The organism is Mycobacterium sp. NGS33, from assembly GCF_059812885.1.
Genome location: NZ_JCALDN010000009.1, coordinates 46,332 through 70,902, shown reverse-complemented (window position 1 = coordinate 70,902; position 24,571 = coordinate 46,332). Strand labels below are relative to the sequence as shown.

The window sequence follows — 24,571 nt, the reverse complement described above, 5'->3', positions numbered from 1 at the left end:
TCGATAACCGGCGGCTATCGAACCGCCACGACGGGCCGTTGAGCTGGCACGATAGACAACGCGAATCGCCGGATAGTGCCTTCGTCTTGGACACGCGATGTGCGCTGGGGCCACAGTGAGGGCTACAGCAGTACCCGCCCGGCGCGTCGAGCCCGCCGACCGCACGCATCCGAGGAGTCGTCACATGTCCACAGCTTCGGCATCCGGAAGCTCGGCGCCCGAGCCGACACGCCTGACCGACGGCTTTCACCTGGTGGTGGATGCGCTCAAGGCCAACGGTGTCGAGACCATCTACGGCATCGTCGGCATCCCGATCACCGACCTCGCCCGCGTCGCGCAGGCGTCCGGAATCCGCTACATCGGTTTCCGGCAGGAAGCCTCGGCCGGAAATGCCGCCGCCGCAGCCGGATTCCTCACCCGCCGCCCCGGCGTGTGCCTCACGACGTCCGGACCCGGCTTCCTCAACGCGCTGCCGGCCCTGGCGAATGCGACCACGAATTGCTTTCCGATGATTCAGATTTCCGGTTCCAGCAACCGGGCGCTGGTGGATCTGCAGCGCGGCGATTATCAGGACCTGGACCAGCTCAACGCCGCGCAGCCGTTCGCGAAGGCCGCCTATCGGATCAGCCGGATCGAGGACATCGGGCGCGGCATCGCCCGCGCCATTCGCACCGCGGTCTCCGGGCGGCCCGGCGGCGTCTACCTGGACATCCCCGGCGAGGTGCTGGGCCAGGCCATGGACGCCGTCGCGGGGGCGGACTCGATCTGGCGGGTCGTGGACCCCGCGCCCCGGCAGCTGCCGGCGCCCGAGGCGATCGAACGCGCGCTGGACGTGCTGGCACACGCGCAGCGGCCGCTGATCGTGCTCGGCAAGGGCGCGGCGTATGCCCAGGCCGACAACGTGATTCGTCGGTTCGTCGAGTCGACGGGGATTCCGTTCCTGCCCATGTCGATGGCCAAGGGCCTACTGCCCGATTCACACCCCCAGTCGGCCGCGGCCGCCCGCTCGCTGGCGATCGCCCGCACCGACGCGGTCCTACTGGTCGGCGCCCGGCTGAATTGGCTGCTGGGTCATGGGGATTCGCCGCAGTGGAGCCCAGACGCCAAATTTTTGCAGGTGGACATCGCCGCCGCCGAGTTCGACAGCAACCAGCGGATCGATGCGCCGCTGGCCGGCGACATCGGCTCGGTGCTGTCCGCACTGTGTGACGGCGTGGCCGTGCGGCCCATCACCGCGCCACCGGAGTGGACGCGCGAGCTGGCCGAGCGCCGCGCCCGCAACGACGCCAAGATGCGCGACCGTCTGGCCGACGATCCGCACCCCATGCGGTTCTACAACGCCCTCGGTGCGATTCGCTCTGTCCTGCAGGACAACCGGGACGTGTACATCATCAACGAAGGGGCCAACGCGCTCGACCTGGCCCGCAATGTCATCGACATGGAGCTGCCGCGGCACCGGCTCGACACGGGCACCTGGGGCGTGATGGGCATCGGGATGGGCTACGCGATCGCCGCGGCCGTCGAGACCGGCAAGCCGGTGGTCGCGATCGAGGGTGACAGCGCATTCGGCTTCAGCGGCATGGAGATCGAAACCATCTGCCGCTACCGCCTGCCGGTCACCGTCGTCATCCTCAACAACGGCGGCGTCTACCGCGGCGACGAGGCCGCACCCCGCACGGCCGCGACGGCGTCGGATCCGGCGCCGACCGTACTGAACGCCCGCGCGCGCCACGAACTGCTCGCGGAAGCGTTCGGCGGCAAGGGATATCACGTCGCCGACCCGTCGGAGCTGCGCGCCGCGCTGAGCGAGGCGATCGGCTCCGCGGGGCCGTCGATCATCGACTGCGAACTCGACCCGGCGGCGGGGGTGGAAAGCGGGCACCTGGCCAACCTGAACCCGGCCAGCGCGGCGACACCGCGGCCGGTCAACGCCGGCGGGTAACTCCGAGCAGCTGCGCGTCGAAGAACTCGTTGAGCGCCAGCTGCCCGGCGGACGCGGCCAGCGCGCGGGCGATCGGTGAGCCGGGCCCGGTGGCGTTGGTGGCCAGGGCGACATCGGCCTTGAGCACCGGATCGACCAGTTCCACCGCCCGGATGTCGGGCCCGAGCGGCGATGTCCACAGCCACGTGTGCGGGACGATGGACGCACAGTTGCCCGCCGACGCCTGAGCGAATAGCGATGCCACGGAATCGGTTTCGACCTGCGGGCTGACGGCGATGGAATGGTCGGCGAAGGCCTTGTCGATGATCTGACGATCGCGCATGTCGGGCGTGAGCAACGCCAACGGCAACTGGGCGGCTTGGACCCAGGTCATCGTCGCCGCGCCGGATCCCACCATGTCCGCGGGCGCCAGCAGCACGTAGCGCTCCTGGTAGAGCGGAACCACGTTCACGTCATGAGCCTCGTCGGGCGCCGCGTGCACGATGGCGGCATCGAGCTCGAACTCGCGCAGGCGCCGGTACAGTTCGCTCGCCGCCAGGCGAGAAAGGATGTGCACCTTCACCAACGGGTGTGCCGAACAAAACGCCGAGAGCACCAGGGACGCCGTCGTGGACGCGGTCGGCACGGTACCCAACCGCAGCGTCCCGGTGATGCCGGAGCGCACGGCGTCCACTTCGGATTTGAACGCGTCGTGCTCGGCGAGAATCCGCCTGGCCCACACCACCAACCGCTCCCCTTCGGGCGTGAGGCCCTCGAAGCTGTGCCCGCGGTTGATCAGCGTGACGTTCAACTCCCGTTCCAGCTTGGCGATCGCCGCCGACAGCGCGGGCTGGGAAACGAAGCACTTTTCGGCCGCCCGGGCGAAGTGCCGCTCGGAAGCGACCGCAACGAAGTACTCCAGTTGGCGGAAGAGCACCCGCACTCCCTCGTATCCGGGCTCGGCATTTTCGGCACCGATCCCGCTGAGGCTAACGCGTTGCCGGCAGGTGGGCCAAGCAGGTCCGCGCGCCGCGACCCAGCGGTTGCCGCGACGGGTCCACACCCCTCGGCTGCGCCCCTGACGCAACTGAACCCGATCGGTGATCGGATCGTTACCGTGGCGAGCGGGCCGAGCTGTCATTGTTTGCTGAAACCGGCCATCAGTGGGTAACCAGTAGGATATTCGTGTGTTGATCGCACCATCTCGAAGGGTGGACGCTATGCGTCGAGGCGTTCGTTATCTGTTTGTTATGGTCGCGATCACGGCGATGGGGCTGGTGGGGCCGGTCGGTCACAGCACCGCCGCCGTGCCGGTACCGCAACCCACCCCGGACGTCGCCTCGGTTTTGCCCGCTAACGGGGCCGTGGTCGGCGTGGCCCACCCCGTGGTGGTGACGTTCACCGCCCCGGTGGCCGATCGGTCCGCGGCCGAGCGGTCCATTCACGTGACCTCGCCCAGCGGCACGCCCGGACACTTCGAGTGGGTCCACGACACCGTGGTGCAATGGGTCCCGAACCAGTACTGGCCCACCCACACCCACGTCTCGGTGGGCATTCAGGCCATGACGACCGGATTCGACACCGGTGAAGCGCTGCTGGGCGTCGCCAGCATTTCCAAGCACACCTTCACGGTGAGCAGGGACGGAGAGGTGCTGCGCACCATGCCGGCGTCGATGGGCAAGCCCAGCCGTCCCACCCCGATCGGCAGCTTCACCGCGCTGGAAAAGCAGCGCACCGTGGTGATGGACTCGCGGACCATCGGCATCCCCCTGAGCTCCCCCGAGGGATACAAGATCACCGCCTCCTACGCCGTGCGCGTCACCTGGAGTGGTGTCTACGTGCACTCGGCCCCGTGGTCGGTCGATTCCCAGGGCTACGCCAACGTCAGCCATGGCTGCATCAACCTCAGTCCCGACAACGCCGCCTGGTACTTCAACGAGGTGAACGTCGGGGACCCCATTCAGGTCGTGGCCTGAGCCGCACCGCGCGCATTTCGGCGCCGTCGGGGTTGATTGGCGCGCCACGGCCGCGGTGTGACAACCGTCACAACCGGTGAACGGAAGCCTGGCCCGCGGGGGTTCGTTCCGGTAGACGACTGGATCGAAACGGGAGGCGGGCCATGACCGATGAAGCGAAGCGAGCGAACGGCGGCTCCACAGGCCCGATCAGCGCGGCGCGCCAGCAGGTAGCCCAGCGCATCAGCGAATTGGACGCCCGCGACGACGAGTTCCGAAGCGCCAAGCCAGACCCCGCCCTGCAGAGCGCGGCACGCCAACCCGGCCTGCGGCTGCCGCAGATCCTGGAAACCTTTGCCCGGGGCTATGCCGAACGCCCCGTACTGGGGTGGCGGGCCCGCGCCTTGACGACCGACCCCGGCACCGGCCGCACCAGCGCGCAACTGCTGCCCCGGTTCGACACCATGACCTACCGCGAGCTGTGGGCCGACGTGCGCGCCATCGCCGCCGCCTGGCGACGCGACGCCACCAACCCCGTGGCGCCCGGGGACTTCGTCGCCACCGTGGGTTTCGCGAGCGCCGAATACCTCACCATCGATCTCGTCTGCGGCTATCTCGGCCTGGTGGCCGTGCCGCTGCAACACAACACGACCGCGTCACGACTGAAGCCGATCGTCGACGAGGTCGAGCCGTCCGTATTGGCCGCCGGTGTCGGCTATCTCGACCTCGCTGTCGAAGCCGTGCTCGGCACCTCGTCGCTGCGGCGGGTGGTGGTGTTCGACTACCAGCCCGAGGTCGATGACCAACGCGAGGCGGTCGAACGCGCGCAGGCGAAGCTGGCCGGCGCCGGCATCCCGGTGACCATCGAGACGCTCGCAGCGGTGATCGAGCGCGGACGTAGCCTGCCCCGGGAGCCGATGTTCACCGGCGACACCGATGAGCGGCTGGCCATGATCATGTACACGTCGGGCAGCACCGGATTGCCCAAAGGCGCCATGTACACCGAGCGGATGCTCTGCAAGCTGTGGACCACCGAACTGATGCCCGACTTCACGGACACGCCGGTGATCAACGTGAACTTCATGCCGTTGAATCACCTGGGCGGCCGGATACCGCTGTCGACGGCCTTCCAGGCCGGCGGCACCAGTTATTTCGTCCCGGAAAGCGACCTGTCGACCTTGTTCGACGATTGGAACCTGGTGCGCCCCACCGAAATGGGGCTGGTGCCGCGGGTGGCGGAAATGCTCTACCAGCGCTACCAGAGCGCGGTCGACCGTCTCGAGGTGTCGGGCGTGCAACCCCGCGACGCGCAGGCTCAGGCGCAGGCCGAGCTGCGCGAGCAGGTCCTCGGTGGACGCGTGGTGACCGCGTTCTGCGGCACCGCCCCGCTGGCCGCGGAGATGCGCGCCTTCATCGAGACCTGTTTGGACGTCCACGTTCTCGACGGTTACGGCCTGACCGAGGTCGGCATGGTGACCAAGGACGGACGAATCACCCAGCCGCCGGTGCTGGACTACAAGCTCATCGACGTCCCCGAGTTGGGGTATTTCCGCACCGACAAGCCCTATCCGCGAGGCGAATTGCTGGTGAAGTCGCTGACCGCGACGCCCGGATATTTCAAACGACCCGACGTCACCGCCAACGCGTTCGACGCCGACGGCTTTTACCGCACCGGTGACGTCATGGCCGAGCTGGAGCCGGGCCGGCTCGCCTATGTCGACCGCCGCAACAACGTGCTGAAATTGGCCCAGGGTGAGTTCGTCGCCGTGGCGCGCCTGGAATCGGTGTTCTCCAGCGCGGCTCTGGTTCGCCAGATCTTCGTCTACGGCAACAGCGAACGGCCCTATCTGCTGGCCGTGGTCGTCCCGACCGACGATGCCGCGCAGCGGTACGCCGGCGATGCCGACGGACTGAAGGCAGCTCTCGGCGAGTCGCTACGCCAGACGGCCAAACTCGCCGAGCTGCAGTCCTACGAGGTGCCCGTCGACTTCCTGGTCGAGACCGAGCCGTTCAGCGAGGACAACGGCCTGCTGTCCGGCGTGGGCAAGCTGCTGCGGCCAAAGCTCAAGGAGCACTACGGCGCTCGGCTCGAACAGCTGTACGCGGAGCTGGCCGAGAACCGGGTGGCCGAACTGCGCGCCTTGCGCGAAGGCGCGGCCGACCGGCCGGTGATCGTGACACTCGCCCGCGCGGCCGAGGCGCTGCTGGGCTTGGCCGGCGGCCCCCCGCCACCGGACGCTTTATTCATCGATCTCGGCGGTGATTCCCTGTCGGCGCTGACCTTTTCCAACCTGTTGCGGGACATCTTCGACGTCGAGGTACCGGTGGGGATGATCACCGGACCGGCAACCGATCTGGGTCAGCTCGCGAAATACGTCGAGGCCGAGCGTGACTCGGAATCCCGGCGGCCTACCTTCGCCACGGTGCACGGTCAGGGCGGGACGCAAGTCCGCGCCTCGGACCTCACGCTAGACAAGTTCATCGACGCCACCACCCTGGCCGAGGCCCCGGCGCTGCCGCGCGCGACGGGCACACCTCATACCGTGCTGCTCACCGGTGCCAATGGTTACCTCGGGCGTTTCCTCCTCCTGGAGTGGCTCGAACGGCTGGCCGAAACCGGCGGAACTCTCATCGCGGTCATCCGCGCCGCGGACACCTCGGCCGCCGCCAAACGGCTCGAGGCTGTGTTCGACAGCGGGGATCCGCAACTGCTGGAGCGGTTCCGCGCGCTGGCCGCCGACCACCTCGAGGTCATCGTCGGCGATATCGGCGAGCCCAATCTTGGCCTGGCACAGCCGACGTGGGAGCGCCTGGCGCACAGTGTGGATTTGATCGTGCACCCGGCCGCGCTGGTCAACCACGTGCTGCCCTACGACCAACTCTTCGGTCCCAACGCGGTGGGGACGGCCGAGCTGATTCGCCTGGCCATCACGACGCGGATCAAACCCGTCACGTACATGTCGACCGTCGCGGTGGCCCTGTCGGTCGATCCGGCCACGTTCGCCGAGGACGGTGACATCCGCGCCGTCAGCGCAGTACGGCCGGTCGACGACAGCTACGCCAACGGCTACGCCAACAGCAAGTGGGCCGGGGAGGTGTTGCTGCGCGAGGCGCACGACCTGTGCGGCTTGCCGGTCGCCGTATTCCGGTCCGACATGATCCTGGCGCACAGCCGGTATGCCGGCCAGCTGAACGTGCCGGATGCGTTCACCCGGCTGCTGTTCAGCTTGTTGATCACCGGCATCGCACCGGGCTCCTTCTACCAGGCCGATCCGCACGGAAACCGAGCGGTGGCCCACTATGACGGGCTGCCCGCCGACTTCGTCGCCGAAGCGGTGACCACGCTCGGCGAGCAGATCGCCACGGCCGCTGATACTTCCGGGGTTTACCGGTCCTTCGACGTGATGAACCCGCACGACGACGGCATCTCCCTCGATGTGTTCGTCGACTGGCTGATCGCCGCCGGGCACGACATCCGCCGCATCGACGACTACGACGAATGGTTGACCCGATTCACCACGGCCATCCGCGCGTTGCCGGACAAGCAGCGTCAGCTTTCGGTACTGCCGTTGTTGGACGCCTACCGCAAACCGGAGATACCGCTGCGCGGCGCGCCGGCCCCCACCGACGTGTTCCGCGACGCCGTGCGGGCCGCGAAAATCGGTGCAGACCACGATATTCCGCATCTGTCGGCGGCGCTGATCGATAAGTACGTCGCGGATCTGGGTTTACTGGGCCTGGTGTAACGACACCCGAATCAGCCGGGGAGCCCGTGTTTGATCGCGTCATCCTGCTTGCGGCCGATGTCGAGTGCGACCGCCGGATCGGTCGGGTCGTTGGGTGCGCTGTCGAATTCCAGGGTGACCAGCGCCTTGCCTTCGGTGAAGATCAACACGGTCATCGCCTGGGAGTTGTCCGGCGAGATCCCCGATATGGTGACCCCGTTGGCCCCGACGGCAAGCGGTTGCCAGTTCCCGTTCACCTTGCCGTTGTAACTGCCTTGGGTGGTGGCCAATTCGGCCGCTGCCGCCGGCGGGTCGGCGGTAATCACGATGGTGTCCCACAGCCGGCGGCTGCTGTCGGCGTTGGCGAACAGCTGCGCGACTCCCGGGGCGTTGTTGGGGTTGAGCATGGGCGACTGGGGCGCGGTCAGGCCGCCCCCGACGTCGTTCTGCTTGATCAACAAGGAGCCGTAATCCGAGGGCTGTGCCGACGGCGGGCCGGTGACCGCGCTCGAAGTGGTCGACGCGGAGGAACTCGACGACGGCTGTGCGGTCTTGTCGGCGCCCCCGCAGCCGGCGCTTGCGGCCCCCACCACGATGACGGCAACGACACCGGCGGCGATGCCGATCCGATCAATTCCCACGCGTGTCCCTCCCACGTGTCATCGGTATCCGGCCTTCACCGCGGCTCCCTACGCCGCAGGCGAAATGGTGATGTACACCAGGCTTCCTACGAACATATGCCCACTCGCCACCCGGTGGGTAGCACTTTGACGCGCCTATGCTGGCGTGGGCAACGGGATCCTCGCGCGAAAGGAGATCGGTATGACGGCGGTAGCGGCGCGCGCAGTACGGTTCGACCGTTACGGGGGACGCGAGGTGTTGTACGTGGCGGACATCGAGATGCCCTCCCCCGGCCCGGGTGAGGTGGTCGTCGAAGTGCGAGCCGCGGGGATAAACCCCGGCGAGGCCGGCATCCGGACCGGGGCGATGCACGAGATCTTCCCGGCCACCTTCCCCTCCGGCCAGGGCAGCGACCTCGCCGGCGTCGTCACCGCCGTGGGGGCCGGCGTCACCGAGTTCTCGGTCGGCGACGAGGTGTTGGGATTCAGCATGCGCCGGTCCAGCCACGCCACGCACGCCGCGGTTCCGGTGGGCCAATTGATCCGCAAGCCTCCCCAACTCGGCTGGGAGGCAGCGGGTTCGCTTTATGTGGTCGGCGCGACGGCCTATGCGGCTGTGCGTGCGGTGGCGCCGCAACCGGGCGAGACGATCGCGGTGTCTGCCGCCGCGGGCGGGGTGGGCAGCCTGGTCGTGCAGCTTCTGGCCCTGCGTCAAGCCCGAGTGCTCGGCATCGCGGGGCCCGGCAATGCCGACTGGCTGCGCGCGCGGGGCGTTATCCCGATCGCCTACGGTGACGGGCTCGCCGAGCGGCTGCGTGCCGCGGCGCCGGACGGAATCGACGCCTTCATCGACCTGTTCGGCCCGGACTATGTCCAACTGGCCGTCGATCTCGGCGTGGCGCCCGATCGGATCGACACCATCATCTCCTTCCAGAAGGCCGGCGAAGTGGGCGCCAAGACCGAGGGCAGCATGGAGGCCTCGACACCCGAGGTGCTCGCCGAGATGGCCGAGCTGATCGTGTCCGGCGCCATCGAGTTCGACATCGCGGCGACCTACCCGCTGGACCGGGTCGCCGACGCCTATGCCGAGCTCGAGCGGCGGCACACCCACGGCAAAATCGTTCTGCTGCCGACCAACTCACAATGAGGCGGCCGGGCCGACGACGCCGGCCTGCACGATCTTGATGATGACGAATGCGACCGCGACCACCAGGTAACCCCGCAGCGTGAACAGCCCCGCCCGGCGCATCGGCGACATCGCCGGCCGATCGAGCAACGCGAGGTTGGGGGTTTGCCAGCCGGCGCGGTCCTGGCGGCGTATCGCGCGGCGCTCGGCGCGCGTCAGCGTCGCGGCATCGTCGAGCTCGTCGACCTCCCCGGGATCCAGGCCGCCCCCGAGCGTGCGCACGATCGCCTCGGCCTCGGTCAGGTTCCGGTGTCGCCGCCCGGCGACGATCATCACCGCGCCGCCGACGATGCCGACCCCCGCACCGGCCGCCAGGCCCGCCTCGATGGTGCCCGTGGCGAGACCGGGGAAGAAGGTGGTCGCCGTCAATGCCAGTGACAGCAGCACCAGACACCACACGATGGTCCACGCAATGATGTTCTGCCGCACCGTGTTCACCCACGGTCCCAGCACCGCCCGATCGTTGCACAGCAGCACCAGGAAGACGGTCGCCGAGGGAAGCAGCACACCGGCGAGGGCCTGCACGCCCTGGGTCACCAGGCCCAGGATGTGATCGGGGCTGAAGGAGACCGCCGCCGAACACCCGAGCAGCAGCGCGTAGCCCCCGTAGAACAGGGGGGCCTCGCTGATCTTCCAGTGCAACGAGTGCCGCTTGCCCATGGCATCACCGACCGCATAGGTGGTCGCCAGCCCGACGGCGTTGGCGCCGATCAGCGACGCGTCCAGCAGGATGATGGCGAACAGCACGCCGACCGCGCGGCCCGGATGCGTGGACAACCCGGCGGCGACCGCGCCCGCGTCGGTGAAGTGACCCGCGTCGGCGGTGCCGGCCAAGCCGAACGCCGCCACCGCCATCAGCGCCGTCGCGCCGACCATGACCACGACGATCCCGATCACCAAATCCGCTCGGCCATAGGGGATCCAGCGGGCGGTGATGCGCTTGTCCACCACGTTGGACTGCTGGAAGAACAGCTGCCACGGCGCGACGGTGGTGCCCACGATCGCGACCACCAGCAACAGCACCGTCGAGTTGAGCCCACCTGGAAATTGCGGGATCAGGCCGGCGACGGTGGCTTTCGGGGCCGGATGCACCAGCACCACCATCGGGACGATCAAGACATTCACCGCGATCAGGAGGAACATCAACCCCTCCCAGCGGCGGAACGACCCGCCGGCCACCACGGCGAACAGCAGGACGGCGGCGGCCGGGACGGCGACGGCCCGCGGGCAGCCCAAGAAGCCGAGAGCCAGTGAAACACCGATGAATTCGGTGACGATGGTCAAGGCGTTGAGGATCAACAGATCGCCGACGCTGAAGGCGCCCCAAAACTTGCCGAACCGCTCGAAGATCAAGCGCGCGTGGCCAACCCGTGCCACCGCGCCCAGCCGCAGCACCATCTCCTGGTTGACGTACAGCACCGGAATCAGCAGGGCCAGCGTCCACAGCAGGCCCATGCCGTAGTTCTGGCCGGCCTGCGCGTAGGTCGCGACGCCACCGGCGTCGTTGTCGCCCACCATGACGATGAGCCCGGGACCGGTGATGACCGCCAGTGTCCGCAGGCGCCGCCAGCGTCCGCTGAACGCCCCGTGAGCGACGGTCCCGTCGCGCCGGATGCGCCCGAACGCACCGACGATGTCGCCGGCGTGCGCGCCATCCAGCACGGTCGCGTCTTCGGCACCGGAGGGTGCGCTTTCCGGCGTGGCAGTGGTCCGGCTGGGCGCCGGTGCCCGGCGGCCGCCGCCGGTCTGGATCGAAGTCATCGAATCCTCGCTATCTCGAGCGGTTCTCACGCCGCGGTGACGTTAGGGGGCGGTCGCGGTTGCGGCGCTCGACGCGCCCACGGCGGCGGACGACGCTATACCGTCCGCCGCCGAGGGCCTGCGGAACGGCTCAACGGTGGTTGCTGTCCGAGCCCGAGGCGTGCCCACCAAGCGACGCGGTGACCACCGCGATCGGCATCCTCGAGACGTACAGGTTGGCCCGCTCCTGGGGAGTCAGGCTGGCCCGCAGGTGAAACCTGTTGGCCAACAACCGGCCAGCACGAAGCATGGACCGTCCACGCATCCTGGAAGCGACGGAAAAACGGTGTGTAACAACAAAAGCCATGATTTTCTCCTGCCGAAGGGTCCGATCGGCATCGGCATGGCGGTTCAGCCGCGCGGGACCGGGCGAGGTCAGGCGGTGAAGGAAATGCCGGAACCGGATCGGGACAAGACGGATTTCGGATAGGGACTATCGCCGGGACTCATCTCGCCCTCACCTCCTCACGGCCAAGACACACGCGGGTGTCACTACATCACCAAAAACGAGAGAGGCAGGAATGACCCACGGCATAAACCGCGCGCCGCACCCCTCTCGTCGGAGCTTCGGCACTGCACGGCGTATCCGGACGTTACCGATGGTCGCGACCCGCTGCGTTCGGCTTCGCCGCGCTTGGGATCGCTCCCCGTCCAGAAGCCACTTGGGCTCAACCCTTAGTCCGGGAAGAGCTGTCCTGACCCGGGGCGTCTCTCGACGTTCGGGGTCAGTGGCCTGTATCCATGCAGACGCCTCACCTACCGAGGTGCTTGCGGAGTCCATAGTGGCACCGCGGTCGCAGCCTCGTCAAACGCATAACCGATCGCTGACGCCCACCGCCGCACTCCCAGCGCGCGCTCAGGCTGCCCGCCTAGGCTCGAATGCCATGACCACAACGTTGCAGGATGCCCGGGTCGCGTCGGTGCTCGACCGCATGTATGCCGAGTCGAAGAACCAGATGTCGCTGTTGCGCGAGCGGCGCGGAACTTTCGATCGGCCGATGACCGCCCAGGAGCGGGCCGAGGCGATGAGCGAGTTCTACATCCCGGTGACACCGGAAGCCGGCCGGTTGCTGTACTCACTGGTCCGGGCCACCCGACCGGCCACCATCGTCGAATTCGGTATGTCTTTCGGCATTTCCGCCCTTCACCTGGCCGCCGCGGTGCGCGACAACGGCACCGGCCGGGTGGTGACCACCGAGCTGAGCGACACCAAGATCGCCGCGGCCAAGCAGACGTTCGCCGAGACCGGCCTGGACGACGTCATCACCATCCTCGAAGGCGATGCGCTGTCCACGCTGGCGGATTTGCCGGGGCCGGTCGGATTCGTCTTGCTCGACGGCTGGAAAGACCTGTACCTGCCGATCATCGAGCTGCTCGAGCCGCGGCTGTCGCCCGGGGTGCTGGTCGTGGCCGACAACACCAATTCTGCCGACACCCAGCCGTATCTGGACCGGGTGCGCAACCCCGACAACGGCTATGTGAGCTTCAACTTCCAGGTTCGCGACAGCGACAGCATGGAGATCAGCTGCCGCACAAGCGGTTAGCGGCTACCTCAGCGATTCCTCGAGCCACGGCGTCAGCCACTTCACCCCTTCGGGGGTGAGGTGGACACCGTCGCTGCGCACCTTGATGCCGTCGACCTTGGCGGTATAGACACCGTCGGGGCACAGCTTCTTGTTCAAATCGAGGATCGCGACGTTCGGGTGGTGGCTAACGGTCTTGCGCAACATGGTGTTCCACAGGTTGACCCGGTCCGGCTGGTCCTCGGGATACAGGCGGCCGTCCGGTTTTTCACCGCCCCGGCTGTAGGGGACGGTGGCGACCACCACGTGGACACCGGTGGCACCGACGATGGTCAGCGCCCGCTCGAGCTCGCCGTTGAGGTAGGCGTCGAAGGTCGGGTCGCCGATGTGGGTCCACTGCCCCTCGTTCACCCGGTCCACCGTTTCCCAGCGGCCGATGACCAGCAGCGCGACGTCCGGCTGGTCCTGGCTGACCTGCCGCGACCAGCGGATCGGCCAGCCGTCGCATTCGGACCGTTGCTCCAACGTCTGGCCGATGTAGCGGTACGGGGTCCCGCGGACCAGGCTGCATCCGATGACCGTGTGATCGAGAAACGCGAACCCCGGCGTCGGGGGCAGGTAGTGCATCCAGGTCCAGCCGATCGAATCCCCGAACACCGAGACGGTGAACGGCCGGTTGGCATCCCGCGGCCGGCTCACCCCGGGCGGCGACGGCGAGACCGCCGCGACCGCCGAGACGCCGGGCGGCAGACCGACCTCACGCAGGCCTGGCCCGGTGCCCACGGGAACCACCAGCAGCGTCACCGCGGCGGCGCTGGCCACGGTCGCGGCCGCCAGCGGCAGCAACGGCACCCGCGCCGGTCGCCAGCGCCGAATGGGTTGCTCGAGCAGCCAATACGACACCGCGGCCGCCACCAGCGTGGCCCCACACCGCGCGGCGAACAACGGCAGCCCGGACCACCCGGTGCGTTCGCCGTTGAGCGCCAAGAAGATTGGCCAGTGCCACAGGTACACGCCGTAGGAGATGGTTCCCAGCCAGACCAGCGGGCGCAATGCGAGTGCCCGCGCGACGAGTCCGCGCTGCTCCAGCGCGACCGGGGCGATCACGATCACGGCGGCCACCGCGACGCCGATCAGCAAGCCGTGCCGGAATTCGCCGCTGGCACCGGTGGCGTAGTGCGTCGCCGTCGCCAGCCCCGCCAGACCCAGCACCGGCAGGATTCGGGCCACGCGGCGGCCCCACCGCGTGCGGATCATGCACCAGCCGCGGTTCATCGATGGCCAGTCGCGAACCAGCAGGGCGGCCGACGCGGCGCCCACCAGCAACGCCTGCGCGCGGGTGTCGGTCCCGAAGTAGATCCGGTCGCGGGTGCCGTCCGACGTCATCACGATCGCGATCGCCGCGGAGGCCAGCGCGCCCACGGTGGCGATCAGGAACGTGGCGAACCGGACGCCGCCGACGGTGGCCCGCGTCGAGCGCCGCTTCGCGCGCGCGGCGAGCAGCAGCGTGACCGCGATCAGCAGCACCGGCCAGACGAAGTAGTACTGCTCCTCGACCCCCAGTGACCAGGTGTGCTGCAGCGGCGAGGGCGGCGCACCCTGGGTGAAATAGTCCGTCTTCTGGGCGACGAAGCGCCAGTTCGCCATCCACACGAAGGCGGCGATGGCGTCGTCGCGCAGGCCGGTCAGCGACCGGTCGGGCAGCAGCTGGCGGGCCGCGGCCACCGTGAGCACCATCAGCACCAGCGCGGGCAGCAATCGCCGCGCGCGCCGAATCCAGAAGCCGGTCAACTCGATACGGCCGGTGCGCCCCAACTCGTCCAGCAGCAACGAGGTGATCAGGAATCCGCTGAGCACGAAAAACACGTCGACGCCGATGAATCCGCCGGTGACCCCCGGGATGCCGCCGTGTCCGATGAGCACCAGTGCGACCGCGATCGCGCGCAGCCCGTCGAGCGCGGGGATTCCGCTGGCGCGCTCCGGCCGGTCCCAGATCGCCAGGCGGCCGACCCGGCGCACGGGGGCGACCCATCGAGGCCGAGAACGACGAGCCGGTGCGGGGTAAGACCCGCCCGGCTCGGTGCTTGTCGTCAGCGCGCCGTAACTACCATCTCGCCCGGCGCCATGGTTGATGCCGATACGTCGCTGCCCCTCCTGTTGAGTTCAGCAAGCCAGCCTAGAGGCGGGCGCGCCGGATCACGTGGAGGACACGCGAGGCGTTTTTCTCCGTGCTGCGTTCGGGTTTCGGCCCGGCGGGTCAGGCCTCGTCGGGCGCGTAGCCCAGCGTGCTCTTGACTTCCAGGTACTCGTGGAAGCCGAACTCGCTCCACTCGCGGCCGTTGCCGCTGCGCTTGTAGCCGCCGAACGGCGCGTTCATGTCGAAGGCGTGATTGATCGTCACCCATCCCGCGCGGATCTTGCGGGCCACCTCGCGTGCGGTGTCGAGGTCGGCCCCCGAGACGAACCCGGCGAGGCCGTATTCGGTGTCGTTGGCGATCTCGACGGCCTGGTCGAGGTCGTCGTAGCCGAGGATGCACAGCACCGGCCCGAAGATCTCCTCGCGGGCGATGGTCATGTCGTTGGTCACATGCGCGAAGACGGTCGGCTTGACGTAGTAACCCCTGTCCAGCCCGGCCGGTCGGCCGGGCCCGCCCGTGACCACGGTCGCGCCCTCGTCGACGCCCTGCTGGATCAGGCGCTGCACCTTCTCGAACTGCGCTCTGGACGCCACCGGCCCGATCGCCGTCGCCTCGCCGCTGCCCACCGGGATCTGTTCGGCGGCCTCACGCGCGAGGGTAATGGCCTCGTCCATGCGGGAATTCGGCACCAGCATCCGCGAGGGCGCGTTACAGCTCTGCCCGGAATTGGGCATCATGTTGGCCACGCCGGCCCGGACGCCCTCGGCGAAGCCAGCGTCGTCGAGGACGATGTTGGGGCTTTTGCCGCCAAGCTCCTGGGTGACCCGCTTGACGGTAGGGGCGGCGTTCCTGGCGACCTCGACGCCGGCGCGGGTCGACCCGGTGAACGACACCATGTCGATGTCGGGATGGCTGGCCAGGGCCACACCGACGCCCGCACCATCGCCGTTGATCAGGTTGAACACCCCGGCCGGCACGCCCGCGGCGTCCAGGATCTCGGCGAAGATGTAGGGCGAATACGGCGCCACCTCAGACGGTTTCAGGATGACGGTGCACCCCGTCGCCAATGCCGGGTAGACCTTGACCGCGACCTGATTGATCGGCCAGTTCCAGGGCGTGATCAAACCGCAGACGCCGATCGGCTCCTTGGCGATCAGCGTCGCACCCTTCTGTTCGGAGAACGCAAAGTTCTTCAGCGCGTCGATGGCCGTCGTCAGGTGACCGATCCCCAAAAAGACCTGGGGCCCCGCGGCCAGCGAGGGCGGCGCGCCGATTTCCTCGGTGACCGCCTGCGCGAGATCGTCCGCGCGCTTCTGGTATTCGGCGAGGATCGCCTGCAATAGGTCCAGGCGCTGTTCGCGGGTGCTCTGCGACCAGCCGGTGAAGGCTCGCCGCGCGGCGTTGACCGCGACGTCGACGTCGGCGGCCGACCCTAGCGAGATCTTTCCGGACACCTGCTCGGTTGCCGGGTCTTCCACGTCGAAGGCGTTGGGGCGCACCGGGTCGACCCACCGTCCGTCGATGTAGAACTTCAGGTATTCGCGCATGACATCGATCCTCTTTCTGACTGCGGGTCCTACTGAGTGCCTTCGGCGTACCAGGTCCGGAATCGGTCGTATTTGGGCATCTCCTCGGAATTGGCCTTCGGATCGATGCACACGTGCACCACGCCGACTTTGCCACTGGCGTAGGCGCGAGCGATCGCCGGGCCGATCTCGGATTCCTTCTCGACGTACTCGCCGTGGCAGCCGAAGCCCTCGGCGACCTTGTCGATTCGCACGTCCTTGCTCCAGTGCACACCCGGCTGCGGCGACGGCTGGGAGAAGGTGCGCTTGTACACGCCCACCTCCAAGCCCCACTGGTGGTCGACGCCCACCACGCAGACCAGCGGAAGGTTTTGCCGCGCAGCGGTTTCCAACTCGGCGATGTGGAACAGGAAGGCCGAATCGCTGGTCAGCAGCATCACCGGGCGCTTGCCGCCCTCGGCGACGGAGGCTCCTACGGCGTAGGGCAGGCCGGTACCCAGGTGGCCGAAGTTCTGGTTCCAGATGACGTCGCGCGGTTTGGACTGCGAGTAGGTCCATTGGAAGATCACGGTCGCGCCGCCGTCGCGCACCAGAATGCCGTCGGAGAGTTCGTTGAACGCCTTGGTGGCCTCGACGACGTAACGCGCCGGATGGATCGGCGAACGCCCGGACGGTGCCGACTCCGCCATATCTGCAAGCTCTTTCGTGTCCTTGTCGATCAGGGCCTGCAGTGCGGGCGCCGGCTTGCGTGGGGACTCCTTGAGCGCGTCGACCAGCTGCGGCACCACGCCGCGCAGGTCTCCGACCAGTGCCACGTCGACGGGGCGGTTGACGCCGATGGCGGTCGGGTCCTGTTCCACCAGCACCCATTTGCGGTTCGCGTTGTTGGCGGCCCAGTGCTGGGTCCTGCCGTAGTGCATCGGCTCGCCGAGTTCGGTGCCCAGCGCGACGCACAGGTCGGATTCCTCGACGGCCTCGTTGGCGGCCGGGGAGAACAGGTAGGGGAATGTCCGGTCCTGCAGTCCCGGGATGAACGAGGTGCCGCCGGAGGTCTGGATCACCGGGCAGGCCATCAGCTCGGCCAGCTCCTTGACCTGTTGCTGGGTGCGGGAGGTGTGCACGGCGTGGCCGACCAACAGGACCGGGCTTTTGGCCTGCCGGATCAGCTCGACCGCCTCGGCCACCTCGCGGGTGCCTGCGCCCTGGTTGACCAGCCGGTAGGCCGACGGCGGCGGCGCGGTGTCGACGTCGAGCTCGGAGAGGATGACGTGCGACGGGAACTCGACGTAGGACGGACCCGGTGTGCCGGACATCGCCCTGCGGATGGCCTCGTGGATGATCTCGTCGGTCTGGTCGGCGTACTCGATCGAGCTGCTGTACTTCACCGAGGCAGCGAAAAGCGGTTCCTGCTGGACGAATTGGATGCGGCCACGGCGCACCCGGCGCTCGGTGACGCGGGCTCGCTGCCCGCCGAGGAAGATCACCGGCGAATTCTCCACCAGCGCGCACTGCATGGACCCGGCGATGTTGGCCATGCCCGGGCCGAGCGTGCCGATGCACAGGCCGGGATTACCCGTCATCCGTGACGCGGCCTCGGCCATGAATCCGGCGCTCAGTTCGTGGTGCGGTGCCACCACCGACCAGCCACGCGCGTCGGCCTCGGCGAACATGTGCACGAAGTTCGGGTCCGGGATGCCGAACAGCGTGTTCACGCCCTCGGCCTCGAAGAGGTCGAGGATGCGCTTGTAGACCGGCACAGCCATGGTGGGAAACTCCTTTGTTGACAGCCTATTTCGTTCCAGTTGGCGTTATCTCGGGTTCGCGTCGACGGCCAGGCCCAGTTCGGCGAGCACTTCCGCGGTGTGGGCGCCGAGCTCGGGCGCCGGCCCCGCGACCCGACCCGGCGTCTGCGAGAACCAGGTGGGTACGCCCGGGAAGCGCACCGGCCCGTGCGGGCTGTCCACCGTCTCGAACATGCCGACGGCATTGAGATGCGGATCGTCGAACAGCGCGCCCGGGGTGTTCAGCGGCGCGGCCGGTATTTCGAGGTCCCGCAGCAGTGCCAGCCACTCCGCGGTGGTCCGCTCCTTCATCGTCTCGGCCACCAAGCCGTAGACGGTGTCGATTTCGCGGGCACGCTGCTCCAACGTCGAATACAGCTCGCTGGCCCACGGTGGCTGAACGGCGTTCATGAACGCGTTCCAGTGCTTGTCGTTGTAGATCAACGCGGCGATGTGGCCGTCGCTGGTGCGGTACGGGCGGCGGTTGGGCGCCACGGTGCGCGGATACACCGCGGGCCCGAGCGGAGGGTCGAACAGGGCGCCGTTGGCGTGTTCGACGAGCATGAACGACGCCATGGTTTCGAACATGGCGACCTCGACCTCCTGTCCCTGCCCGGTGCGCTCCCGGTGGAACAGCGCCATGGTCGTCGCGTACAGCGCCGTCAGCCCGGCGACCTTGTCGGCCATGATGGTGCCGACATAGTCGGCCTCGCCGGTCAATTGCTGTTGCACGGCCGGCAGGCCGCATTCGGCCTGGATGGTGTCGTCGTAGGCGGGGCGGTCGTGATCGGGTCCGCGGCGCCCGTACCCGTAGCAATTGGTATAGACGACAGCGGGATTGATCGCGGCGACGTCGTCGTAACCAAAGCCGAGCTTGGCGATCGCCTTGGCCCGCATCGAGTGGATGAACACGTCGGCCGTCTCGGCCACGGCGCGCAACGCGTCCGCGCCGGCGTCGGTTCGCAGGTCCAGCACCACGCTGCGCTTGCCCCGGTTGACGTTGACGAACACCCCGCTCATGCCCGGGGCCGGGCCCACCGAGATGTAGCGGGTGTTATCACCCTGCGGTGGTTCGACTTTGATGACGTCGGCGCCCATGTCGGCCATGATCTGCGTGCAGTACGGCCCCATCACCATCGCGGTGAGGTCGATGACGCGCAACCCCGCCATTGGGCCGGTCGGGCTAGCCATGGAGTGCTCCGTGGTCGGTTGAGGCGTGTAGTTCGTTTGACCTCTGAGCCAGGTCGAAGCTGTAGCGGATGTGCTCGTTGTGCCCGTCCGGGACGACCGGGAAAATGAGCGGCGCCTCGACGTAGCGGATCGCGTCCAGGTGGCTGCCGACCTCCTCGAGGGTCCACGACGGCCGGCACACGCCGGGGCTCTCCGCGATCACCGCCCGCGCCACCCGGCCCGCCAGCGCGATGAACAGTTCGCCGGTCACCGAACAGGACTCGTGCGCGAGCCAACCCACCACGGGCGCAACGAGTTCCGCGCCCATCGGCGGATAGGACGAGGTGTCGATGCCCTCGGCCATGCGCGTCACCGCGGCCGGCACGATCACGTTGCACCGCACGCCCTCGGCGGCACCTTCGAGCGCGACGACATTGGCCAACCCGATCACGCCGGCTTTGGCGGCCGCGTAGTTAGCCACGTGATGGTTTCCGTAGAGCCCGCCGATCGACGACGTCAGCACGATGCGGCCGTAGCCGGCGTTGCACATGAGCGGGAAGGCGGGCCGCACGACGTGGAACGCGCCGCGCAGGTGCACGTCGAGCACGGTGTCGAAGTCCTCGTAGCTCATCTCCTTGAGCGAGGCGCGGCGAACGTTGCCGGCGTTGTGCACCACCACGTCGATGCGGCCGTAACGTTCGAGCGCGGTCGTGACGATCTCCTGGCCGCCTTCGGGGGTCGCCACCGAGGCGCCGCAGGCGACGGCCTCACCGCCGGCCGCGGTGATCTCGGCGACCACCCGCTCGGCCGGTCCGGCGTCGGTACCCTCACCGTCCAAACCGCCGCCGACGTCGTTGACGACCACCTTGGCCCCGCGCGAGGCGAGCAGCTGCGCGTACGCACGGCCCAGCCCGCGGCCGGCGCCGGTCACCACGGCGACGCGGTCGTCGAACCGGAGTTGTGGCGCAATGGTTTCGGTCAAACGCCGAGCACCAACCCTTCCAGCTCACCTGCGTCGCGCCATGCCCGGAGCAGGTCCTCGAAGGCGTAGAAGCCGGGGCCGTACGGCTCGCCGAGGTGCGACCGGATGCCCTCGCCCCCGCCGCCGCCTTCGTTGTTGTAATAGCCGGGCGTGCATTGGGCGTCGAACGCCGAATTGTCGATCGCGGTTTCGCGGATCGTCGCGCACCACCGCTCCTGCGCCGCCTGGCTGGGCTCCACGGTGGTGGCGCCGCGTTTGAGCGCCTCGGCGATGATGTAGGCGATGTGCTCGCCCTGCAGCTCGTAGTTGGCCGCGATGTTGGCGGAGATGCCGACCTGAGTGAAGCCCGTGTAGAACTGGTTGGGGAATCCCCGGCTGGTCATCCCGTGCAACGTTTTGTAACCGGCGCTCCAATGGTCGAACAGCGACAGCCCGTCACGGCCCTGGATGGTCTCCATGGAGTAGCGGCGGCTGATCTCGGTGGTGATCTCGAAGCCGCTGGCGTAGATGATGCAGTCGACCTCGTACTCGACGCCGCCAGCGACCAGACCCTTCTCGGTGATGCGTTCCACGCCTTTGGAATCCGAGACGTCGACGAGGGTGACGTTGGGCCGGTTGAACACCGGCAGGTACTCGTCGTTGGACAGCGGCCGCTTGCACAGGAACCGGTAGTAGGGCTTGAGGGCCTCGGCGGTTTGCGGGTCCTCGACGATCGCCCCGATGCGGCGGCGCAGCCGCTCCATCAGCTTGTAGTCCTCTTCCTCGCGGATCGCCATGAACTGCTCGGGCGTCATCGAGGCGGGGTCGTCCAGGGCCAGCACCCGAGCCGCCGTGTTGCGGCCGAGCTCGGTCCAGAAGTCGCACACCAGGTCCGGCTGGCCCAGCGCCATGCCCTCGAACGTCCAGGAGTGGAAGTTGCGCTGCCGCTCCCGCTGCCAGCCCGGCCGCAGCGTCTTGACCCATTCCGGGTCGGTGGGCGCGTTGTTGCGCTCGTCGACCGTCGAGGGGGTGCGCTGGAAGACGTAGAGGTGCTGGGTGTCTCGGGCCAGGAACGGGACGATCTGGATGGCAGTGGCGCCGGTGCCGACGACGGCGACCTTCTTGTCGGCCAGCTTGTGCAGGTTGCCGCCCGTGTCGCCGCCGGTGTAGTCGTAGTCCCACCGCGACGAATGGAACGCGTGCCCCTTGAAGTCCTTGATCCCGGGGATGCCCGGCAGTTTGGGCCGGTGGAACGGGCCCGACGCCAGCACGACGAACCGGGCGCGGATGTCGTCGTCGCGGTTGGTGCTGATCCGCCACCGCTTGCTGTCCTCGTCCCACCGCAGATCGCGCACCTGGGTGGAGAAGATCGCCGAATCGTAGAGGCCGAAGTGCTTGCCGATGTTGCGGCAATGCTGATATATCTCGGCGCCGTCGGCGAACTTCTTCGACGGCATGAAGTCGAGCTCTTCGAGAAGCGGGATGTAGCAGTAGGATTCGTTGTCGCACTGGATGCCGGGATAACGGTTCCAGTACCAGACGCCGCCGAAGTCGCCGCCGAGCTCGATGACCCGTACGTCGTCGACGCCCGCCTTCTTCAGGTGGGCCGCCGACAGCAGACCCCCGAAGCCGCCGCCCAGGACCGCGACGTCGATGTCCTGGCGGATCGGCTCGCGCGGCGTCGCGGGTGTGTAGGGGTCGACCTCGTAGTAGCCGGCGAAGTCGTCCTCCAGTTCGATGTACTGCTTGGAACCTTCCTTGCGCAGCCGCTTTTCGCGCTCCTGGCGGTACTTCTCGCGCAGCGCGTCGATGTCGACGTCGTCGGGCGTCTGGGTGGGCCCGCATCCGTCTTGGTGCGTTTCCATGTCGGGGGTCATGCCTGGGGGCGCTCCTTTTCCGAAAGCTCCTGGGGCTCACCGGTCCCCATGTACCTCGACAGCTGGTAGTGCAGGTTGACCGTGCTGCGCTCGCGGTACGGGTTGGGCTTGGTGCCGCCGAAGCCAAGTGACTTCATGCCCTGCTGCACGGCGGCCATGTTGGAGAAGTCCTGCGGCAACACCGAGCGCCACCTGGGGTCCCCGACCGGGGTGTATTCCCATTCCGTCTGGGGCTCTTGGCCTTTGGGGTACAGCTCAAAGACCGACACCTCGAAGATGCACTTGTCCGGGTTGTAGCTGGGGTGCGGTCGTGCGCCGTAGCACAGCGCGCTGGTCAGGCCCTGGCCGATCTGGAAGTTCGGGAAGATCTGCCATGCGGTGCCGGCCTGCCCGAGGATGTCGGCGGGAATCGTCGGCCAAATGACCCCGCGGGCCTCGTCGTCGCGGCGCGCCGAGGCCAGCCAGTGCTCGAGGACCTGGTCGGCCGGTGTCCCCTCGGGCAGCTCGTCCACCAGCCGCTTGGCGGCGTTCACCAGCGTCTGCGTGGTGGTGGCGTTGGTCTCCTCCATCGTGTAAACCTGCATCTCCGCCGTCGACACGCGAGGATCGGCGCCGATGCCGAGGCGGATCTTGGACTTGGTGGCCTCCAAGTCCTCCGGCGCGTCATAGCCGATGTTGCTATGTCTGCCTTGGGCTTTCGCCCAGCCCTTGAACTCGCCGAACTTGTTGAACTCCGGATGCGTGGTGTAGACGTGGTAGGTCTCGTTGAAGGCCTCCAACGCAACCTTCCAGTTGCAGTCGAACGAGAGCCACTTGCGCCATTTGTAGCGCATGTTCTCCAGCCCAAAGGGGTCGAGGATCTTCGCGGCGGGGAACAGGAAATCGGCGAGCGGTTCGCAGTCGGGGTCCATGTTGATCCACAACCAGCCACCCCAGGTATCGACCCGCACCGGACGCAGGTGGGTGTTGTCTTCGGTGAGCGCGCCCTGCCAGTCCTGCTGTTCGCGTATGTGGGTGCACGCGCCGTCCAGGCCGTAGGTCCAGCCGTGGAAGCCACAGACGAACGACTTTCGGGTTCGCGCGCACGCGTTCTTGGCGCCCTCGGGAGTGTCGATCAGCCGGCGGCCGCGGTGCATGCACACGTTGTGGTGGGCGTGGAACTCCGCGGCGCCGGTGCGCACCACGATGATCGAGTCGTCGAGGATGTCGTAGGTCAGGTAGCTGCCCACCTCGGGCAATTCCTCGACCCGGCCGACCTGCTGCCATACCTTGCGCCACAGCTTGTCCCGTTCGGCGCGGGCATACTCCTCGGAGATGTAGGCCTCCACGCCGATGGTCATCGGTTGCGAAAGCTCCTCGGCCGCCGTGTCTTTCGCTAGATCGGTCATCACATCCTCCTGATTGCCGCGCGGAAGGATTCGTCCTTGAGAAACAGCGACGTGTTGTCGGCGCCGAGGTGGCTCCACTTGAGGTCCAGTCCGCCGTCGACCAGCAGCGTCTGGCCGGTGACGTAGCTCGACATCTGCGAGAGCAGAAACAGGATGGCGCCGGCCTGCTCTTCGGGCCGCCCACGGCGGCCCATCGCGATCGCCTGCCGGTCGCGATCGGGGTCCTCGTCGACGTAGGTGCGCGAGGCCGCCGTCTCGGTGACGCCGGGCGCCACCGCGTTGACCCGAATTCCCGCCGTCGCCAGCTCGAGTGCCATCGTCCGGGTCATCGCCACGATCGCCGCCTTGGCCGTCCCGTAGGCGATGTGAAACGGCGCGGTGTTCATGCCGCTGATCGAGGAGATCGACACGATCGACCCCGGGAGGTGATGGGCGACGAGCTCGCCCGCCACGGCCTGGCTCATGAAGAAGGCCGTCTCGAGGTTGTCGGCGAAGATCGTGCGCCAGTCGTCGCGCGCCACCCGGGTCGAGGGCATCCACGTCGACGGCTCGGCGCCGCCGGCGACATTGACCAGGCCGTACAAGTCACCGTCGGCGCGGCGCGCGTGGTCGAGCACCGCGGCGATGCCCTCGTCGGTGGATGCATCCGCGGCGACGGGCAGCACGGGCAGGCCCTGCTGCGCCAGTGGGGCGACGTGCTCGTCGAGGTTTTCCTTCGACCGGCTCACCGCGATCACGGTGGCCCCGGCCCGGGCGGCCATGGCCGTGACGGTCGTGCCGATGCCGCCCCCACCGGCGCCCGACACCACCACGACCCGCCCGTCGAGCCCTAGAAGATCCCCGTGATCCGCCATGACCTGCTTTCCCCTGCCGCCGGGCGTCGCGCGTCCCGCGGCGGGATTAATGCCTATTTTGTCCGGACAAAATATCGCATTCTGTCCTTTGGAGAACACTATTCCGATCGGCGGACTTCGGTGTCAAGATCGGTTCGCCGCGGTTT

At 67.9% G+C, this 24,571-nt stretch carries 17 protein-coding genes and 1 riboswitch; of the genes, 5 read left to right on the top strand and 12 right to left on the bottom strand.

What is annotated here, in order from left to right; translation table 11 throughout:
- Positions 1 to 184 precede the first annotated feature (184 nt).
- Positions 185 to 1,942, top strand: coding sequence for an oxalyl-CoA decarboxylase (oxc, locus tag AC5Y5B_RS16070; RefSeq protein WP_500005927.1), 1,758 nt, complete (start codon positions 185 to 187; stop codon positions 1,940 to 1,942).
- Here oxc and AC5Y5B_RS16065 read toward each other — a convergent pair.
- Positions 1,926 to 2,858, bottom strand: a complete 933-nt coding sequence (locus AC5Y5B_RS16065) for a LysR family transcriptional regulator (RefSeq protein WP_112632119.1) — start codon at positions 2,856 to 2,858, stop codon at positions 1,926 to 1,928. The two genes, oxc and AC5Y5B_RS16065, sit on opposite strands and share 17 nt — an antisense overlap.
- 283 nt (positions 2,859 to 3,141) lie before the next feature.
- Here AC5Y5B_RS16065 and AC5Y5B_RS16060 point away from each other — a divergent pair, with 283 nt between their 5' ends.
- Both AC5Y5B_RS16060 and car read left to right on the top strand, forming a co-directional pair.
- Complete coding sequence (locus AC5Y5B_RS16060; RefSeq protein ID WP_112632034.1) at positions 3,142 to 3,897, top strand: L,D-transpeptidase; 756 nt, start codon at positions 3,142 to 3,144, stop codon at positions 3,895 to 3,897.
- Between the two features lie 143 nt (positions 3,898 to 4,040).
- Positions 4,041 to 7,622 (top strand): carboxylic acid reductase, encoded by a 3,582-nt coding sequence (gene car / locus AC5Y5B_RS16055; protein WP_500005924.1) that lies wholly within the window; start codon positions 4,041 to 4,043, stop codon positions 7,620 to 7,622.
- A gap of 11 nt (positions 7,623 to 7,633) precedes the next feature.
- Here car and AC5Y5B_RS16050 read toward each other — a convergent pair whose 3' ends face one another.
- Positions 7,634 to 8,242: a hypothetical protein gene (locus AC5Y5B_RS16050; RefSeq protein WP_500005922.1), complete on the bottom strand. Its 609-nt coding sequence runs from the start codon at positions 8,240 to 8,242 to the stop codon at positions 7,634 to 7,636.
- Between the two features lie 181 nt (positions 8,243 to 8,423).
- Between AC5Y5B_RS16050 and AC5Y5B_RS16045 the strand changes: the two genes are divergently transcribed.
- Positions 8,424 to 9,368: an NADP-dependent oxidoreductase gene (locus AC5Y5B_RS16045; protein WP_112632117.1), complete on the top strand. Its 945-nt coding sequence runs from the start codon at positions 8,424 to 8,426 to the stop codon at positions 9,366 to 9,368.
- Here AC5Y5B_RS16045 and AC5Y5B_RS16040 read toward each other — a convergent pair.
- Both AC5Y5B_RS16040 and AC5Y5B_RS16035 read right to left on the bottom strand, forming a co-directional pair.
- Positions 9,360 to 11,168, bottom strand: a complete 1,809-nt coding sequence (locus AC5Y5B_RS16040) for an NRAMP family divalent metal transporter (protein WP_500005921.1) — start codon at positions 11,166 to 11,168, stop codon at positions 9,360 to 9,362. The genes AC5Y5B_RS16045 and AC5Y5B_RS16040 overlap by 9 nt on opposite strands.
- A 130-nt stretch (positions 11,169 to 11,298) precedes the next feature.
- Positions 11,299 to 11,457 carry a hypothetical protein gene (locus tag AC5Y5B_RS16035; protein WP_165821752.1) on the bottom strand — a complete coding sequence of 53 codons (159 nt, stop codon included), beginning with the start codon at positions 11,455 to 11,457 and terminating at the stop codon, positions 11,299 to 11,301.
- 294 nt (positions 11,458 to 11,751) lie between these two features.
- Positions 11,752 to 11,978, bottom strand: a riboswitch (M-box (ykoK) riboswitch).
- A gap of 113 nt (positions 11,979 to 12,091) precedes the next feature.
- On the opposite strand from AC5Y5B_RS16035, the gene AC5Y5B_RS16030 reads away from it, so the two are divergent.
- Positions 12,092 to 12,751, top strand: coding sequence for an O-methyltransferase (locus AC5Y5B_RS16030; protein ID WP_112632031.1), 660 nt, complete (start codon positions 12,092 to 12,094; stop codon positions 12,749 to 12,751).
- 3 nt (positions 12,752 to 12,754) lie between these two features.
- Here the strand turns inward: AC5Y5B_RS16030 and AC5Y5B_RS16025 are convergent, their stop codons facing one another.
- The 8 genes from AC5Y5B_RS16025 to AC5Y5B_RS15990 form a co-directional block, all read right to left on the bottom strand.
- Complete coding sequence (locus tag AC5Y5B_RS16025) at positions 12,755 to 14,749, bottom strand: acyltransferase family protein (RefSeq protein ID WP_112632030.1); 1,995 nt, start codon at positions 14,747 to 14,749, stop codon at positions 12,755 to 12,757.
- A 238-nt stretch (positions 14,750 to 14,987) separates the two neighbouring features.
- Complete coding sequence (locus AC5Y5B_RS16020) at positions 14,988 to 16,415, bottom strand: aldehyde dehydrogenase family protein (protein WP_500005919.1); 1,428 nt, start codon at positions 16,413 to 16,415, stop codon at positions 14,988 to 14,990.
- Between the two features lie 29 nt (positions 16,416 to 16,444).
- Positions 16,445 to 18,157, bottom strand: a complete 1,713-nt coding sequence (locus tag AC5Y5B_RS16015) for a thiamine pyrophosphate-binding protein (RefSeq protein ID WP_500005918.1) — start codon at positions 18,155 to 18,157, stop codon at positions 16,445 to 16,447.
- Between the two features lie 45 nt (positions 18,158 to 18,202).
- The gene (locus AC5Y5B_RS16010; protein ID WP_500005975.1) at positions 18,203 to 19,345 is read right to left on the bottom strand and encodes a CaiB/BaiF CoA transferase family protein; all 1,143 of its coding nucleotides are present in this window, start codon (positions 19,343 to 19,345) and stop codon (positions 18,203 to 18,205) included.
- Between the two features lie 13 nt (positions 19,346 to 19,358).
- The gene (locus tag AC5Y5B_RS16005; RefSeq protein WP_112632026.1) at positions 19,359 to 20,327 is read right to left on the bottom strand and encodes an SDR family NAD(P)-dependent oxidoreductase; all 969 of its coding nucleotides are present in this window, start codon (positions 20,325 to 20,327) and stop codon (positions 19,359 to 19,361) included.
- The gene (locus AC5Y5B_RS16000; RefSeq protein WP_205869049.1) at positions 20,324 to 22,183 is read right to left on the bottom strand and encodes a flavin-containing monooxygenase; all 1,860 of its coding nucleotides are present in this window, start codon (positions 22,181 to 22,183) and stop codon (positions 20,324 to 20,326) included. Before AC5Y5B_RS16000 ends, AC5Y5B_RS16005 begins: the two co-directional genes overlap by 4 nt.
- On the bottom strand, positions 22,180 to 23,571 hold the full coding sequence (locus tag AC5Y5B_RS15995) for an aromatic ring-hydroxylating oxygenase subunit alpha (protein ID WP_112632025.1): 1,392 nt from the start codon (positions 23,569 to 23,571) through the stop codon (positions 22,180 to 22,182). Before AC5Y5B_RS15995 ends, AC5Y5B_RS16000 begins: the two co-directional genes overlap by 4 nt.
- Entirely contained in the window at positions 23,571 to 24,425 is an 855-nt protein-coding gene (locus AC5Y5B_RS15990; protein ID WP_112632024.1) for an SDR family NAD(P)-dependent oxidoreductase, read from the bottom strand. The genes AC5Y5B_RS15995 and AC5Y5B_RS15990 overlap by 1 nt, the downstream gene beginning before the upstream one ends.
- Positions 24,426 to 24,571: the final 146 nt, after the last annotated feature.